This window comes from Bradyrhizobium sp. CCH5-F6 (assembly GCF_001556045.1).
GTDB lineage: Bacteria > Pseudomonadota > Alphaproteobacteria > Rhizobiales > Xanthobacteraceae > Bradyrhizobium.
This window is the reverse complement of record NZ_LSIC01000103.1, coordinates 1-14,634: the sequence shown is the minus strand read 5'-3', so window position 1 is coordinate 14,634 and position 14,634 is coordinate 1. Positions and strand designations below refer to the sequence as shown.

The 14,634-nt window shown below is 64.8% G+C and carries 14 protein-coding genes, 1 tRNA gene, 2 pseudogenes and 1 riboswitch; of the genes and pseudogenes, 6 read left to right on the top strand and 11 right to left on the bottom strand.

What is annotated here, in order from left to right; all coding sequences use genetic code 11:
- Nucleotides 1-19: 19 nt before the first annotated feature.
- The gene (locus AX729_RS18880) at nucleotides 20-601 is read right to left on the bottom strand and encodes a helix-turn-helix domain-containing protein (RefSeq protein WP_061025719.1); all 582 of its coding nucleotides are present in this window, start codon (nucleotides 599-601) and stop codon (nucleotides 20-22) included.
- 184 nt (nucleotides 602-785) lie between these two features.
- Nucleotides 786-859 (bottom strand) — tRNA-Gly (locus AX729_RS18875).
- A 172-nt stretch (nucleotides 860-1,031) separates the two neighbouring features.
- Between AX729_RS18875 and AX729_RS18870 the strand changes: the two genes are divergently transcribed.
- From AX729_RS18870 to AX729_RS18855, 4 genes and pseudogenes are all read left to right on the top strand, one after another.
- Nucleotides 1,032-1,610: a methylated-DNA--[protein]-cysteine S-methyltransferase gene (locus AX729_RS18870; protein ID WP_061025716.1), complete on the top strand. Its 579-nt coding sequence runs from the start codon at nucleotides 1,032-1,034 to the stop codon at nucleotides 1,608-1,610.
- Between the two features lie 9 nt (nucleotides 1,611-1,619).
- Nucleotides 1,620-2,458 (top strand): annotated as a pseudogene (locus AX729_RS18865) (helix-turn-helix transcriptional regulator).
- Nucleotides 2,459-2,513: 55 nt separating this feature from the next.
- Complete coding sequence (locus AX729_RS18860) at nucleotides 2,514-2,873, top strand: VOC family protein (protein WP_061025833.1); 360 nt, start codon at nucleotides 2,514-2,516, stop codon at nucleotides 2,871-2,873.
- Between the two features lie 138 nt (nucleotides 2,874-3,011).
- Nucleotides 3,012-3,413, top strand: coding sequence for an SRPBCC family protein (locus AX729_RS18855; protein WP_061025714.1), 402 nt, complete (start codon nucleotides 3,012-3,014; stop codon nucleotides 3,411-3,413).
- A 15-nt stretch (nucleotides 3,414-3,428) separates the two neighbouring features.
- On the opposite strand, the gene AX729_RS18850 is transcribed toward AX729_RS18855, so the two are convergent.
- The 4 genes from AX729_RS18850 to AX729_RS18835 form a co-directional block, all read right to left on the bottom strand.
- Nucleotides 3,429-4,871, bottom strand: coding sequence for an MATE family efflux transporter (locus tag AX729_RS18850; RefSeq protein WP_061025713.1), 1,443 nt, complete (start codon nucleotides 4,869-4,871; stop codon nucleotides 3,429-3,431).
- Between the two features lie 155 nt (nucleotides 4,872-5,026).
- Complete coding sequence (locus AX729_RS18845; RefSeq protein WP_061025711.1) at nucleotides 5,027-6,091, bottom strand: hypothetical protein; 1,065 nt, start codon at nucleotides 6,089-6,091, stop codon at nucleotides 5,027-5,029.
- A 103-nt stretch (nucleotides 6,092-6,194) separates the two neighbouring features.
- On the bottom strand, nucleotides 6,195-6,608 hold the full coding sequence (locus tag AX729_RS18840) for a PAS domain-containing protein (RefSeq protein ID WP_061025709.1): 414 nt from the start codon (nucleotides 6,606-6,608) through the stop codon (nucleotides 6,195-6,197).
- Nucleotides 6,609-6,783: 175 nt separating this feature from the next.
- Nucleotides 6,784-7,875, bottom strand: a complete 1,092-nt coding sequence (locus AX729_RS18835; RefSeq protein WP_156457043.1) for a 2'-deoxycytidine 5'-triphosphate deaminase — start codon at nucleotides 7,873-7,875, stop codon at nucleotides 6,784-6,786.
- A gap of 80 nt (nucleotides 7,876-7,955) precedes the next feature.
- A riboswitch (SAM riboswitch) is annotated at nucleotides 7,956-8,035 on the top strand.
- 75 nt (nucleotides 8,036-8,110) lie between these two features.
- Here AX729_RS18835 and AX729_RS18830 point away from each other — a divergent pair.
- Nucleotides 8,111-9,298, top strand: a complete 1,188-nt coding sequence (locus AX729_RS18830) for an O-succinylhomoserine sulfhydrylase (protein ID WP_061025703.1) — start codon at nucleotides 8,111-8,113, stop codon at nucleotides 9,296-9,298.
- Nucleotides 9,299-9,370: 72 nt separating this feature from the next.
- On the opposite strand, the gene AX729_RS18825 is transcribed toward AX729_RS18830, so the two are convergent.
- Genes AX729_RS18825 through AX729_RS18815 form a run of 3 tightly spaced genes read right to left on the bottom strand, consistent with a single transcriptional unit; the run spans nucleotide 9,371 to nucleotide 12,414 of the window.
- Nucleotides 9,371-10,363 carry an SGNH/GDSL hydrolase family protein gene (locus AX729_RS18825; RefSeq protein WP_061025700.1) on the bottom strand — a complete coding sequence of 331 codons (993 nt, stop codon included), beginning with the start codon at nucleotides 10,361-10,363 and terminating at the stop codon, nucleotides 9,371-9,373.
- 12 nt (nucleotides 10,364-10,375) lie between these two features.
- Entirely contained in the window at nucleotides 10,376-11,158 is a 783-nt protein-coding gene (locus AX729_RS18820; protein WP_061025696.1) for an SGNH/GDSL hydrolase family protein, read from the bottom strand.
- Nucleotides 11,158-12,414: an OpgC domain-containing protein gene (locus AX729_RS18815; protein ID WP_061025693.1), complete on the bottom strand. Its 1,257-nt coding sequence runs from the start codon at nucleotides 12,412-12,414 to the stop codon at nucleotides 11,158-11,160. The genes AX729_RS18820 and AX729_RS18815 overlap by 1 nt, the downstream gene beginning before the upstream one ends.
- A gap of 192 nt (nucleotides 12,415-12,606) precedes the next feature.
- On the opposite strand from AX729_RS18815, the gene apaG reads away from it, so the two are divergent.
- Nucleotides 12,607-12,999 carry a Co2+/Mg2+ efflux facilitator ApaG/CorD gene (gene apaG, locus AX729_RS18810; RefSeq protein ID WP_024337101.1) on the top strand — a complete coding sequence of 131 codons (393 nt, stop codon included), beginning with the start codon at nucleotides 12,607-12,609 and terminating at the stop codon, nucleotides 12,997-12,999.
- Nucleotides 13,000-13,177: 178 nt separating this feature from the next.
- Here apaG and AX729_RS18805 read toward each other — a convergent pair whose 3' ends face one another.
- Both AX729_RS18805 and AX729_RS18800 read right to left on the bottom strand, forming a co-directional pair.
- Nucleotides 13,178-14,185, bottom strand: coding sequence for an Hsp33 family molecular chaperone (locus AX729_RS18805; protein WP_061025690.1), 1,008 nt, complete (start codon nucleotides 14,183-14,185; stop codon nucleotides 13,178-13,180).
- Nucleotides 14,186-14,424: 239 nt separating this feature from the next.
- Nucleotides 14,425-14,634 (bottom strand): annotated as a pseudogene (locus AX729_RS18800) (ornithine carbamoyltransferase); the annotation flags it as partial.

Sequence of the window (14,634 nt, the reverse complement as noted above, 5' to 3'; positions counted from 1 at the left end):
GGGTCTCCACTCCATGATGTCACATCTTCCCGTAGGAGGCGCCGCGCCGCGTGATGATGACGTAGCGCGCGTCCTGCTTGGTTTCGTTCTCGAAGATCACGGCGCGCATCACGTCGAAATCCAGACAATCGCCCTCGCGCAGCCGCACCGCCTTGGCGTCGATGTGCACGGCGATCGCGCCCTCCAGCATCAGCAGCTGCTGGGTGAAGGCGTTGCGGCCCCAGGGGCTGTAGGAGACGCGGGCGCCGGCCGGAAGATCGACGACGATGATCTCGATGCCGCTGGCCGCATCCGGCGGCGAGGCATGACGCCGGCGATAGCCGCTGTCGGGATCGCGCCAGAGCGGTTGGTCCGCAAGTCGCACCAAGCGCTCCGGCGGCTTTTCGGCGAGCGCGACGACGTCGCTGAGCGTGACGTCGAGCGCCGCGCAAAGCTTGTTGAGCAGCGCAGCCGTCGCGCTGCTCTGCGCCCGCTCCACCCGCCCGATCATGGCCCGGCTGACGCCGGAGCGGCCTGCAAGCTCGTTCAACGTCATGCCCGCCTGCGTCCGCAGCGTCTTCAGGCGACGGCCGATGGCGCGATCGAGTTTCTGCTGGTCCATGTTTGAGCCCTGGCCTCATCCAAGCGTTGCCCGGCGCAAGGACCGCATGCCGCCTGGACGCGACGAGCTTAGCCGAGGCAACGCTGCATGCCGGCAGCCAGAGGCTAATATATTGGAAACTTGGCGCAACGCGCGACGGGGCGCTCGTCACACGGAGCGAACAACAATTTCAAGGCAGGAAAATTGGAGCGGGCGAAGGGAATCGAACCCTCGTATGCAGCTTGGGAAGCTGCCGTTCTACCATTGAACTACGCCCGCGGATTGCGCTTCGCGCATCCCCTGATTAGCCGAGACGGCGCGTCCCGCCAAGCGCTTTGGCGCCGGCGGCCTCGCGCTTGTTAATTTTCGAGTAAGATTCCAGGTGCGCTGGATTGTGGCGGTGTTATGATTTCATGTCTGGGGCGAAACGTGCACTGAGTGGGGCGTGTGCATGGTGGGGCGTGCTTACGCGATATTCGACACGGCCATAGGGCGCTGTGGCATCATCTGGAGCGGCACCGGCGTGGTCGCCGTGCAATTGCCGGAGGCGCGGGAGATCGACACCCGCCGCCGCATTTTCCTGGCCCATCCCGGGGCGCGGGAGCAGCGTCCGTCCGAGAACGCCGAGCTCGCGATCGAGGGGATCGTGGGCCTGCTGCAAGGCAGCGACCCCGATTTCTCCGACGTCAGCCTGGACGCCGGCGGCGTGCCCGGCTTCAACCGGCGGGTCTACGAGTACACCTGCACCATCCCGCGCGGGGAAACGCGCACCTATCACGAGATCGCCAAGGCGCTGGGCGCCTCCGGCGCCGTGCATTCCGTGGCACAGGCGATCGCCAGAAATCCCTACATGCTGATCGTCCCCTGCCACCGGGTGCTGGCGGCCGGCAATTACACCGACCGTCTCTCGCCCTATGGCGGCGTGATCTCCAAGCGGCGCCTTCTGGCCCTCGAGGGGGCCCATCCCGTCGCCAGCAAGACGCTGTTCGAGGTGCTGCTGCCCGTTGCTCCGCCCCGCGCGCCTACTTAGATAGGCGGCATGGACGCGACCACGCTGCTGACGACGCCATCGATGACGGTCTCGGAATTTCGCTGCGATGCGGGACCGGACGACAGGCCGTTTGCCGAGTGCCGCACCGGCCATTCCATCGCCTATGTCCGTTCCGGCAGCTTCGGCTGCCATTGCAGCGCCGGCTTCTTCGAGCTGGTGGCGGGCTCGATGCTGGTCGGTGCCCCCGGCGAGGAATACACTTGCACGCACGAGCACGTGGCCGGCGACGTCTGCCTGTCCTTTTTCCTCAGTGAGGACATGGTCGACGAACTCGGCGGACGTCGCGAGGTCTGGCGGGTCGGCGCGACGCCGCCCCTGCCCGAGCTGATGGTGCTGGGCGAGCTCGCGCAAACGGCAGCAGATGGCAACAGCGATCTCGGCCTCGACGAGATCGGCCAGATCCTTGCCGGCCGCTTCATTGACGTCGTCTCGGGCAAGGTGCGCAAGCCTGCCACGCCGACCGCGCGCGATCGCCGCCGCGCGGTCGAGGCGGCGCTTTGGATCGACGACAACTCGGCGGCGACATCGACCTCGAACAGGCCGCGCAACAGGTAGGCCTCAGCCCGTTTCATTTCCTGCGGCTGTTCTCGAGCGTGCTGGGCGTCACCCCGCATCAATATCTGGTGCGCTCACGGCTGCGGCATGCGGCACGGCTGCTCACGGACGACGACATCGCGATTACCGACATCGCCTATGACGTCGGCTTCGGCGATCTCTCCAACTTCGTCCGCACCTTCCACCGTGCTGCCGGCGTATCGCCGACCAAGTTCCGCCAGGCGTCGAAAGGACAGCGCAAGATTCTCCAAGAGCAGCTTGCCCTCAACTGACTACGGTCGTCTCCGGCGCGCGCCATCGCGGCGCGCTTTGCAAATGGAGACGAACATGTACGACCATATCGGATTGCGTGTTGCCGACCTCGACGCCGCCACGCGCTTCTACACCGCAGTGCTGGCGCCGCTCGGCTATGTCCTGTGCTCGAATGGCGACGGCTATGCCGGCTTCGGGCCGAAGGGCGAGCCGGCGCTGTGGCTGCACCTGAACAAGGGCCGCAAGGCCGACGGCGTCCACATCGCGTTTCGCGCCAAGGATCATGACGCGGTTAAGGCGTTCCACACTGAAGGGTTGAAGAGCGGCGGCCGCGACAATGGCGGCGCCGGGCCGCGCAAGGACTACAGCCCGACCTATTATGCGGCGTTCTTGATCGACCCCGACGGCAACAATGTCGAGGCGGTTTGCGTGTGAGCTCTCTCCTTCGTCATTGCGAGGAGCTCTCGCGACGAAGCAATCCAAGCTGTCCCCGCGGAAACATTTCTGGATTGCTTCGCTACGCTCGCAATGACGATGCCCGCGGCACCACTTATCACAATCAAGGATACGTTGATGGCGTCCATCCGCAACGACATTCCCCTCCCCGCCTCCGCACACGACGTCTGGGACGCGGTGCGCGATTTCGGCGCGCTGCACCAGCGGCTGGTACCGGGCTTCGTCACCGCCTGCACGCTCGACGACGATGCGCGCATCGTCACCTTCGCCAATGGTTCGGTCGCACGCGAGGTGCTGGTCGATTGCGACGATGCGCGACAGCGCCTCGTCTATGCGATCAGCAACGAGCGGCTGAAGCATTACAGCGCCTCCGTGCAGGTGATCGCCGAGAGCGAGGTGCGCTGCCGGCTGGTCTGGATCATCGACGTGCTGCCGAACGAGCTCGCGGCCTACATTCAAGGGCAAACGAGGGAGGCCGTCGGCGCGATCCACAGGGCATTCCCGCCTGCGTCTGCGTGATGTTCGCATCGCGCTTTAGTCGACAGCCGAAAGCGCCGGCCTGATCGCAGGTTTCGTCTCGCGCGGTCCCCAGCGGGTCAGCACCACGCTGGAGCACGACAGCAGGCCGAGCACGACCATCGAGCTTGCGGCGAGCCAGAAGAAGCTCTGCGCGGGGGCGTCGTGGGTCGACAGCCACCACCCGATCGCTGCGATGTAGATCAGCCGTGCGGTCTGTGCCAGCACCGGTCCGATCACCTTCGCTGCGCCTTGCGATGAAAAATACATCGTCGTTGCAAGGCCGAAGAAGGCGTAGAACGGGCCGACCGTCGAGAGATATTGATGGCTCGCCGCGCGCACGGCCTCACTGTCGGTGAACATGTTGACCCAGAGATCGGGGAAGATCGCAACCAGGCAGGCCGGTGCGCCGACCGCCACGAAAGCGGCCGCACTGGCGATCCAGGCGATGCGCCGGGCGCGCGCGATGCGGCCCGCGCCGATCGCCATCCCGACCATCGGCACACAGGCGATGCCGAACGAGAACGCGATGGATGTGAGCAGGAATTCGAGCCGCGCGCCGATGCCGTAGCCGGCGAGGATCGCGGTGCCGAACTTCGCCAGCATGTATGTGAAGATCGAGATCGTCAGCACCGATTGCAGCGGCGAGAAACAGGCGATGGCGCCGACCTTGAGGATGTCGAAGAACATCGCCCATTGGACGCGCAAGCCCCCCAGCTTCAAGGCGATGCGGGCGCGGCCCGAGAACAGGTACCAGCCCATGATGCCGATGTTCATGGAATAGGCGATCAGCGCGCCGGCGGCGACGCCGCGCATGCCGAGCTGCGGCACCGGGCCGAGCCCGAGGCCGAGCGTGCCGCCGAGCACGATCTGCCAGACCGCGGAGTTGAGGATCAGGAACGACGGCAGCTTCATGTTGCCGGTGCCGCGCAAGACGCCCGCCATGGTGTTGAGCAGCCAGGGCAGCACCGCGCCGCCGAAGAACACCTGCGTGTAGGCGATCGCATGCGTCAGCACATCGCCGCGGCCGCCGAGCATTTCGAGAACGCGTGGCCCGAAGATCAGCATGCCCAGCATGAAAACCAGACCGAAGCTGATGCCGATCAGGATCGCGTGCACAGCGAGCGTGCCGGCGCGCTCGCGATCTCCGGCGCCGAGCGCACGCGCGATGGCGGAGGCGACCGCGCCGCCCATGGCGCCGCCCGACATCGTCATGGTCAGGATCACCGTCGGAAACACCAGCGCCATCGCCGCCAGCGCCTCGACACCGAGCCGGCCGATATAGGAGGTCTCCGCGATCACCACGCAGATGCCGGCCGATAAGCCGATCACGTTCGGCCAGGCGAGGGAGAGCAGCGTGCGCAGGATCGGCCCGTCGGTCAGCGCGCTTCTCACCGGCGCCGGAGGCGGCGGCAGCGGGCGCTCCTCTTCATCGACCGGGATCTCGGCGATGTCGGACATGTCCTCTCCCGGGCACGAGCGCCATTTGCGGCGCGGCAATCATTTGGTGTGCCAATGATTTTGGCTCGCGCGAAAAGCGCGGCGAGCCGCTTGTTAGCACGGCAGGCGCCGATTCCTCCTGCGCCTGATGCAGGCGTGCCCTGCGGCAGCGCATTTCAACGAATGAATGACTCGACCGTCCACGCCAGCGGCGGGCGGCCGCCCTTGGCCGGACGCATGTGTACGGCGATGTGCCGACCGCATCCCGCAGCCAACCCTTCGAACAATCCTTCCATCACCCTGGCGCAGGCGGGGTGATAATCGACGACGTCATCCATCAGCTTCCAGCTCTGCTGACGTATTTCGAACGTCCCTTCTGATTGCGTCATCTCGGCCGCGTCATCCTGCGCGGCGAGCAGCGCGTTCAGGAACGCTGCGAATTCGCGCGTACCGCCGCGACTGATCGCGAGCGCCGCGGCCACTTCGTCGAAATATTGCATGCCGATCAGCTTGCCGGTGAGATGCAGGAGGTAGCCGGCATCTTCGGGGCCGAACAGCTGCACCATCACGGGCGCGGCGGTGCGGACATATTCCATGGCGTAGTTGCGATAGGCCTTTTCCAGACGCGGCTTCGGCCAGCTCGCGACCGGCAGCTCCGGCGCAGCCTTGGCATCGAACAACGGAGCCTCGAGATGACGCGCGAACACCAGGCGCTGATCGAGCTCGAGCGGATGGTCGTATTGATGATAGTAGCCTTCGAGCCCATCCTGGCCGTCGACGCTCTGCTTGGTGCAGACGAAGCCCAGGCGGAGATCGCCGAGCGCGACGCCGTTGTTGGCGTGCCAGCCACGCAGCATCGCGCGCGAGACTTCGCCGGGCACGCCGCAGATCGCGGTGCCCTTCCAGATCCAGCGCGGCGGCGGATAGCGGATCCAGGCCTTGGTATCGCTCTCATACATGTATTCGACGTGCACGCCGCCGATCCAGTTGGAGAGATAGTGGTATTGCGCGGCGGCCACCGCTGGCGGCAGATGACTGAGTCCGAGCTTTTCGAGCCCTGGCAGGAAGCGCTCCTGCTGCTGGCGGCGGAACACGCGAAAGACGAATTCAGCGGCATCGGCCGTACCGCGCCGCGTGACCACGGTGAGGATCAGGCCGGTGAAGTAGGCGTGATAGAGGTCGGCGACCGCGCGCCAGCGCGTCCATTGCGCTTGCTGCGCGGGGTCCGATGCGGCGGTCATGTTCACTCCCGGTCGTTGTTTGATCGAGTGTGTCACTGCGTCAGGTCGCAGGCAACATGACGCGCGTGCAGGGCGCCCTGCACGCAGCCTCGCCAATTCCGCATCACGAATTTTGCGCAGCCTTGGCAGCGCGCTCGCGCTCGATCCGTTCGGTGACGTCGCGGGCCATCGCGACCGATCCCTGCACGCGACCTTCGGCATCGCGCACCAGCGCGAAGGTCATCTCGATGTAGAGCTTGCGCCCGCTCTTGTGCAGCGCACGAGTCAGCGTCGGTCGTCCCGCCAACTTCATTGCGCCGCTGGCGAGAGCCGCCTCAAAACCCTTCCAGTGCGCCGCGCGCAGATGTTCGGGGATGATCAGGTCGAGGTTCTGTCCGAGTGCTTCGTCAGCCGGGAAACCGAACAGCGCGGTCGATGCGCGATTCCAGCGGATGATCGTGCCGGAGCGATCGGAATAGATCAGCGCGTCCGCGACGTCTTCGATGATGCTTGCGTCGAGATCGGATGGATTGCTCATCTCCTCACCTCGCATGTCGCCTGATGTCGCTTGAGATCCTGACACACATTAGGCGTCATCACCCGTCTTGTACGCACTGGCGCATGCGATCCAGTAGTCCGAGACATCAGTGAACAAATCGAGAGGCTGCGGCGTACTGGATGCCCAAGCCGGGGCATGACAGTAGAGCGTGGAGCTACACCCGAAAATGCTTCGATAGTTTGAGGCCCTGCGCCTGGTAGTTGGAACCGATGCGCTGCCCGTACATCGCGTCGGGCCGGGCCAGCATCTTCTCGTAGACGAGGCGGCCGACGATCTGGCCGTGCTCGAGGATGAACGGAACCTCGCGCGAGCGCACCTCCAGCACGGCACGTGAGCCCTGCCCACCGGCGCCGGCATAGCCGAAGCCGGGATCGAAGAATCCGGCATAGTGCACGCGGAACTCGCCCACCAAAGGATCGAACGGCACCATCTCCGCGGCGTAGTCGGGCGGCACCTGCACAGCTTCCTTGGAGGCGAGGATGTAAAACTCGCCGGGATCGAGGATGAGGCTGCCATCGGGGCGGGCCGAGATCGGCTCCCAGAAGTCTTCGACCGCGTAGCCGGAGCGGCGATCGACGTCGACGACGCCGGTGTGGCGCTTGGCGCGATAGCCAACGAAGCCGCTCGCCTTCTCGCCGGAGAGATCGACGGAGACGGCGACGCCGCCGGAGAGGTCGGCATCGTCGATATCGACGAGGCGCTCGGCGGCATGCAGCGCCTCGAGTTCGTCGGCATTGAGGATGGCATCGCCGGTGCGGAAACGCACCTGCGACAGGCGCGAGCCTTCGCGCACCAGCACCGGAAAGGTCTTCGGGCTGATCTCAGCGTAGAGCGGGCCATGATAGCCGGCGCCGATCATGTCGAGGCCGGTCGAGCTCTTGGGGTTCGCGGCCGCCACGATCTCGGGCGGCAGCGCCAGGCTTTCGAGCAGCGGCACGATGTAGACGCAGTTGGTCTCCAGCACCGCGCCGTCGGCGAGGCTGAACTCGTGCAGCTTCAACTCGTCGATGCGCTCGGCCACGGTGGCACCGGGGCCGGGCAGGAAGCTGGCACGGACGCGATAGGCGATGTCGCCGAGGCGCAGATCGAGGCTTGCCGGCTGGATCTGGCTTTCGACGAAGTCGTATGCGGGCAGAATAAGCCCCGCCTCCGCCATCGCCGCGATCATGCGGTCAGGCAGGATACCATTGGCGTCGGCAGCGACCGTGAACGTCAAACGGCGGTCCTCATCAAGGGGCAAACGCATCCCGACATACGGGAAATACTAGCCTTTTACGGCTATCCGATGGACGCCTTGACGGAAAGGGCATTGCGGAATATGAGCATCACTTATCCCGTGGTGATTTGAGCCGGCCGGCTTGCAGCCACGTTAAATAAGTCGCTAAACAGGCCGGGGACCTCTGTGATCCCGGCCCGTGGAGATTTCCAGGCCGGTTTTTTTGTGACCGTTTTTCACGTCGACGGTCATGTCGGAGGTACCTATGTCGAAGTCGACCGCCACCTATCGCCCCGAAACCCGCCTGGTCCATTCCGGGACGCTGCGCTCGCAATATGGCGAGACGTCGGAGGCGCTGTTCCTGACCCAGGGCTATGTCTACAACAGCGCCGAGGAGTGCGAGGCGCGGTTCAAGGGCGAGGACCCCGGCTTCATCTATTCGCGCTACTCCAACCCCACCATCGCGATGTTCGAGCGCCGCATGATCGAGCTCGAAGGCGCCGAAGCCGCCCGTTCGGCGGCGACCGGTATGGCCGCGGTGACGACCGCGATCCTGGCGCCGCTGAAGGCCGGCGATCACGTGGTGGCGTCGCGGGCGCTGTTCGGCTCGTGCCTCTACGTCATCCAGGATCTGTTGCCGCGCTACGGCATCGAGACCACGCTGGTCGACGGGCTCGATCTCGACCAGTGGCAGCGGGCGCTGCGGCCGAACACCAAGACGTTCTTCCTGGAGAGCCCGACCAATCCGACGCTGGACGTGCTCGACATTCCCGGCATCGCGGAGATCGCGCACAAGGGCGGCGCCCGGCTCGTCGTCGACAACGTGTTCGCAACCCCGATCTGGCAGAGCCCGCTCGCGTTAGGGGCCGACGTCGTCGTCTATTCCGCGACCAAGCATATCGACGGCCAGGGCCGATGTCTGGGCGGCATCATCCTGTCGTCGGAAGCCTTCATCGCCGAGCACATCCACAATTTCATGCGCCAGACCGGCCCGTCGATCTCGCCGTTCAACGCCTGGGTCCTGCTCAAGGGCCTGGAGACGCTGGGCGTGCGCGTGCGTGCGCAGACCGACACCGCCGCGCGCATCGCCGAGGTGCTGGCGAGCCATCCGAAGATCTCGCGGCTGGTCTATCCCGGCCGTGCCGACCATCCGCAGGCAGCCCTGGTGAAGAAGCAGATGCGCGGCGGCTCGACGCTGGTCGGCTTCGAGGTCAAGGGCGGCAAGGCGGCCGCGTTCCGCGTGCTCAACGAATTGAAGCTGGCGAAGATCTCGAACAATCTCGGCGACGCCAAGAGCCTCGTCACGCATCCGGCCACCACGACGCATCAGCGTCTCAAGCCGGAAGACCGTGCCGCGCTCGGCATCAGCGAGGGATTCATTCGCCTCTCCGCCGGGCTCGAGCATCCGGACGATCTGATCGAGGATCTGACGGCGGCGCTGGAGAAGGCGTGAATAGCGAATGGCGAATAGTGATTGGCGAATAGGTCGATCTATTCGCTACTCGCCATTCCCTGTTCGCCCTCGCTACATCGGCCGGTACGTCCGCACGTCCGCGGGCACGTTTACCCCGAGCTTGAGCTGGCCGACGGAACGGATGATGTCGTCACCCAATAGCTGGGCGAAGCAGGCATAGCCCCAATCATTCATGTGCAGGCCGTCAGCGATGACGAAGCTCTCGACCGGAATGGCCTGCTTCTCATGCCAATCGCGCATCACCTCGAAGCGCGGGAAGATTCCGACATGACGGAGCTCGGCGACCTTGCTGAGCATATTCACCATTTTGCCGGCGCTCTCGGCGCGCTGGTTGACGGCCGGTGAATATTGCGGATCAACCAGCACGATGTCGGCTCCCCCCGCAGCCTGAATACGGCTGATGCCTTCCTCGACAAGTTTGACGGTTTCACCGGGATCGAGATTGCGCAGCACGGCGTTGGTGCCGACCTGCCAGATCACGAGATCCGGATGCATGTCGATCACCTGCGTCTGGAGGCGCTTCATCATCTCGGGAGCGTCCTCGCCGCCGACGCCGGCATTGATGACGCTGATGTCGGAGGTCGGATAGTGCCGGCGCAGCTGCGCGGCGAGACGATTGGGGTAATTGAACTCCGGCGAGCTCGCGCCGAACCCTTGAGTCGACGACGAGCCGAACGCGACGATGACGACGGGCTGGCCGGCGACGAGCTTGCCAGCAACATGTGGCAGCGAGCCCATCGCCTTCGAACCGCCCTTCGGCGGCAGGCAGGGCACACGGTTGAAGATGTCGCCGGCAGATTTGGCGGCCTGCCTCACCTTGTCGATGGCGCGCGCCGTGATGCCGCGCTGCTCGGGCGACGTCGCAGCGACGGTGGTCTGGGAAGGCGAAGCGGGAGCGGGATCAGCCGACTGCGCGGGAGCGGGTGCCACCGGTGCGGCTGGCGTCTGGGCATGCGATTGCGAGGCCGGCGTCAGCAACAACAGCGCTGCGGCTGCTGGCCCAGCCAGCCATGTCGTCAGGCAAAAAGGGCGTAGAGAACTCATTAACGCTAGACCTCAATTTTGCTGCTGGGCCGGCTCGAGACGAGCTGCGTCAATCACGAACTGTGCCAACGCCCGGCCAAGGCAATCATGGACCTGTTTCGCCAGCTCGGGCCCGCGGGACGGGCTGAACAGGTCGAACTGACCCTGATCATTCCACTGCCGCATGATCGCGAAACGATCGAACAGCGGGATATTGTGCTCCTGCGCCACCACCCGCATATTATCGAGAAAAGGTTGCGCCGAGATCATGGTTTCGGTGCGTGGACTGTACTGCAGATTCATCAAGACGACGTCAGCCCCCGCATTTTGCAACGCAGCAACCCCTTCGGTGACGGCACTGCGAAACTCGTCGGGATCGCTGGCTCGGATAGCATCCACGGTCCCGGTCTGCCAGATGACCAGCGTAGGCGTTTTTGCTTCCATCAGCTTAACGAAGGTGGAGGCCGTCTCCTCTGCCGTTTTCTTGCTCTGTATTTCTACGGAGACGTGCACCACCTCCGACGGCGGCAGCTTCTCCTTGAGGATCGCCTCCATGCGCGCCGGGTACGAGCTGCTCTCAGAAGATGGAATCGTGGTCGAGCGACTGCCGATGACGAGGATGTCGAGCGGCTTGCCGGCCTTGATGGCATCGGCGACCTTGGGCAGCGGGCTTTCGGTTGTCAGCAGATAGGCCGGCAATTCGCAGGAAGGGGGCGGCGCAGGGGAAGCCGTGGACGCAGCATCGCCCGCACGCGCCACAGGCGCGGCGAGGCCACCGCATAGCAGGATCAGGCTCAGGAGAATCCTAGCCTTCATCAACCCCCTCCCGCCAAATCGGCATTGCCGACGGCGTTTTTGGTCTTCGCACCGCTCTTGTCAGCCACGCGCTTGTACCACGAAATGACCCAGGCCACCCCCCACATGATCAGGACCCCGGAGAGACTGATCAAGGCATGCATGGCTGCGCCGCCGGAGACTTCGGCCAGGATGAAGTGGCCGGCGAAAGCAAGGAAGACACCGAGACAGAAGATCTCGAGGGAATGCTGGCCGCACAGGATCAGCGGCCGCAGCCAGCGCGACTTCAGGCCCGGCCAGTCCCGCGGCAGGAAGCGCACCGTGAGCGCGGCCAGCGCCAGGAAATGCGTGAAGCGCAGCACGTCGAGATCGGTCTTGTTGATCGGATACATCCATTGCTCGATCCGCTTCGGCATGAACTGGGAGAGCTGCGGCGCATACCAGGTCAGCGTCACGTAGAACGACGCGACGAGATAGGCGATCGCCATCCACATCGTGACGCGTGACGACAGGATGCGCGACATGCGGCGCGCACCTCCGAGCGCACACCATGCGCCGAACACGAACAGCAATTGCCAGGCGAAGGGATTGAAGGCCCAGAATCCGTTCGGATAGGCCGAAAGATAGAGATCGTACTCCCAGGTCACCGCATAGAGTGCGACCGAGAGGCCGAGGGTGACGTCGGGTCGCCATTTCATCGACCACAGGATCAAGGGCAGCGCCAGCATCAGCACGATGTAGAGCGGCAGCACGTCCATGTTGACGGGACGGAAGCGCAGGAGCAGCGCCTGCACGATGGTGACGTCGGGATGCTTGAGGAAGTCCATGATACCCATCTCTTCGGTGTAGAGCGGGTTCTCGAAACTGGTCGCCACGTAGGAGATTTCGGCGAGGAAGATCGTGAACAGGAAGACGTGGGCGACGTAGATCTGCCAGACCCGGCGCAGGATGCGGGCGGTGGCGATGACGAAGCCCGACTCCAGCATCGCCCGGCCGTAGACGAAGGCGGCGGTGTAGCCGGAGATGAAGATGAAGATCTCCGTGGCGTCGCTGAAGCCGTAATTGCGGATCGTGAACCAGGTCAACAGACTCGGCGGCAGGTGGTCGATGAAGATCAGCCACAGCGCGAGCCCGCGGAACAGATCGAGCCGGAGCTCGCGTTCGCCGATGGCCGGCAGCGTGATGGCGGGCGCGGCGGCGCGCGGCTTGGTCCCTGCGGGTCTGGCCTCCGCGGTCCCAGCGATCGTCGATCCCGTCACTTGGTCGGCAATGGTCATCGGGGGCCTAGAACCCTTCCGCAAATCGCGGCGCTTCAAGGAGTTTAATGATCCGGCCGTCGTCTCGCAAAGCGGCCGGATCACATAAGGGTGTATCCCTCGGGTCCTTCCCTTCGAATTCTGGCGGGACGATGTCGCCAAGGCCGTCCGCGGCGTTTGGTTCCCGCGACGGATTTGGCTATTATGGCAACCATGTACCGCGCCGTGACCCGCCAGATTGAAGTGACCGTCGAGCCGAACTTTGTTCCGGAGCAGTCGTCGGCCGACCGCTCGCGCTATTTCTGGTCCTACACCATCGTCATCACCAATTCGGGCGAGGAGACCGTGCAGCTCAAGACGCGGCACTGGATCATCACCGATGCCTCCGGCCGACAGCAGGAGGTGAAGGGCGAGGGCGTGGTCGGCGAGCAGCCAATCCTGGCCCCTGGCGAGCGCTTCGAATACACCTCCGGCGTGCCGCTCTCGACCGCCTCAGGCTTCATGACCGGCCGCTACCAGATGGTCAGCGAAACCGGCGAGCGCTTCGAGATCGACGTGCCGACGTTCTCGCTGGACAGCCCGGACAACAAGCGGGTGTTGAATTAGCTCGGTGCGGCGACGCCCAACGCTGTCATGCCCCGTGAAGGCGGGGCATACGCCGCAGCCTATCGGTTTGACCATCGCCATTCGGGTTACTGGATCGCCCGGTCAAGCCGGACGATGAGCGAGGTTGTGGCAACAGCCTCCCCGACCTCTTCACCGCGAGCGTAGCAACGTGCAGACGCTAGGCGTCTTCCACGCCCGCCTCGTGCGGCGTGAACTGGTACACCGACGAGCAGAACTCGCAGGTGACGACGACCTTGTCGTCCTTGACCATGGCAGCGCGGTCGTCGGGCGAAAAACTCTTCAGCATCGAGGCGACCGCATCGCGCGAGCAGGAGCACCGTGCCTCGAGGACCTGCGGATTGAACACGCGCACGCCGCGCTCGTGGAAGAGACGGAACAGCAGCCGCTCGCCGGAGAGTTCGGGATCAATCAACTCCACGTCTTCGACCGTCTCGATCAGCGAGCGCGCCTCGACCCAGGCGTCGTCTTCGGCGACGCTGTGCACCTCCGCGCCCTCGGGCGCATCGCCCGGATGCAGGTCCGCCTGCCGCGCGCGCTCCGGCGCCTTGGGCAGAAACTGCATCAGCATGCCGCCGGCGCGCCAGCGATGCTTGCCGCCGTCGTTCGAGCGCCACTCCTCGCCGACCGCCAGGCGCACGCGCGTCGGGATCTGCTCGGAGCGGAGGAAATATTCGTGCGCGGCGTCTTCCAGGCTGCCGCCGTCGAGCGCAACCAGACCCTGGTAGCGGCTCATGTCGGGGCCCTGGTCGATGGTCATGGCGAGATGGCCGCGGCCGAGCAGCGTGCCGGAATCCTTCGCCGTGCCCAAGCGTGAGGCATCAAAGCGGGCATAGGCGCGCAGATGATCCGGCGCCTTGTAGTCCACCACCAGGAACGACACCGGGCCGTCTGTCTGGGCCTGAAGAATGAAGCGGCCTTCGAATTTCAGCGCCGAGCCGAGCAGCGTCGTCAGCACAATCGCCTCGCCGAGCAATTTGCCGACGGGCGCCGGATAGTCGTGCTTGGTGAGAATGTCGTCCAGCGCCGGACCGAGCCGCACCAGGCGGCCGCGCACGTCGAGCGCATCGACCTCATAGGGCAGCACGGCGTCATCGATCGGAACCGCTGATGGCGCGCGAACCGGGCCCTCGGGCCCGGTTTTCATGTCAGGAGATTGTGAAACCATGGCGCTCTATCTGGGGTCGGAGGGCAGAAATGGAAGGGGCGCGAGAGTGTCGTCCCGGGGCGCGCGAAGCGCGAACCCGGGCCCCATAACCACAGGATCGCGTTGTAGCCGGCGATGACAACGCCGAGTCCTCGCCAACCGACGTCCTGTGGTTATGGCTCCCGGATCAGCGCGCCGCTGTGCGGCGCTTGTCCGGGACGACTGGGAAGGGCCGAGCAGCCGCCCGCTCAACCACCGCCTCACTTCACCGCGTCGAAGCACCAGGCCAGAATGCCCTTTTGCGCATGCAGGCGGTTTTCGGCCTCGTCGAACACGACCGATTGCGGGCCGTCGATCACTTCATCGGTGACCTCCTCGCCGCGATGGGCAGGCAGGCAGTGCATGAACAGCGCGTCCGGCTTGGCCAGCGACATCAGCTTGGCGTTGACCTGGTACGGCTTGAGCACGTT

What these genes read in the sequence shown, in the direction of transcription:
- AX729_RS18840 (WP_061025709.1), bottom strand. Translation starts at nt 6,608, where the DNA reads ATGAGCAATCCATCCGATCTCGACGCAAGCATCATCGAAGACGTCGCG.
- AX729_RS18880 (WP_061025719.1), bottom strand. Translation starts at nt 601, where the DNA reads ATGGACCAGCAGAAACTCGATCGCGCCATCGGCCGTCGCCTGAAGACG.
- AX729_RS18835 (WP_156457043.1), bottom strand. Translation starts at nt 7,875, where the DNA reads ATGCGTTTGCCCCTTGATGAGGACCGCCGTTTGACGTTCACGGTCGCT.
- AX729_RS18820 (WP_061025696.1), bottom strand. Translation starts at nt 11,158, where the DNA reads ATGAAGGCTAGGATTCTCCTGAGCCTGATCCTGCTATGCGGTGGCCTC.
- AX729_RS18825 (WP_061025700.1), bottom strand. Translation starts at nt 10,363, where the DNA reads ATGAGTTCTCTACGCCCTTTTTGCCTGACGACATGGCTGGCTGGGCCA.
- AX729_RS18850 (WP_061025713.1), bottom strand. Translation starts at nt 4,871, where the DNA reads ATGTCCGACATCGCCGAGATCCCGGTCGATGAAGAGGAGCGCCCGCTG.
- AX729_RS18870 (WP_061025716.1), top strand. Translation starts at nt 1,032, where the DNA reads ATGGTGGGGCGTGCTTACGCGATATTCGACACGGCCATAGGGCGCTGT.
- AX729_RS18815 (WP_061025693.1), bottom strand. Translation starts at nt 12,414, where the DNA reads ATGACCATTGCCGACCAAGTGACGGGATCGACGATCGCTGGGACCGCG.
- apaG (WP_024337101.1), top strand. Translation starts at nt 12,607, where the DNA reads ATGTACCGCGCCGTGACCCGCCAGATTGAAGTGACCGTCGAGCCGAAC.
- AX729_RS18830 (WP_061025703.1), top strand. Translation starts at nt 8,111, where the DNA reads ATGTCGAAGTCGACCGCCACCTATCGCCCCGAAACCCGCCTGGTCCAT.
- AX729_RS18845 (WP_061025711.1), bottom strand. Translation starts at nt 6,091, where the DNA reads ATGACCGCCGCATCGGACCCCGCGCAGCAAGCGCAATGGACGCGCTGG.
- AX729_RS18860 (WP_061025833.1), top strand. Translation starts at nt 2,514, where the DNA reads ATGTACGACCATATCGGATTGCGTGTTGCCGACCTCGACGCCGCCACG.
- AX729_RS18805 (WP_061025690.1), bottom strand. Translation starts at nt 14,185, where the DNA reads ATGGTTTCACAATCTCCTGACATGAAAACCGGGCCCGAGGGCCCGGTT.
- AX729_RS18855 (WP_061025714.1), top strand. Translation starts at nt 3,012, where the DNA reads ATGGCGTCCATCCGCAACGACATTCCCCTCCCCGCCTCCGCACACGAC.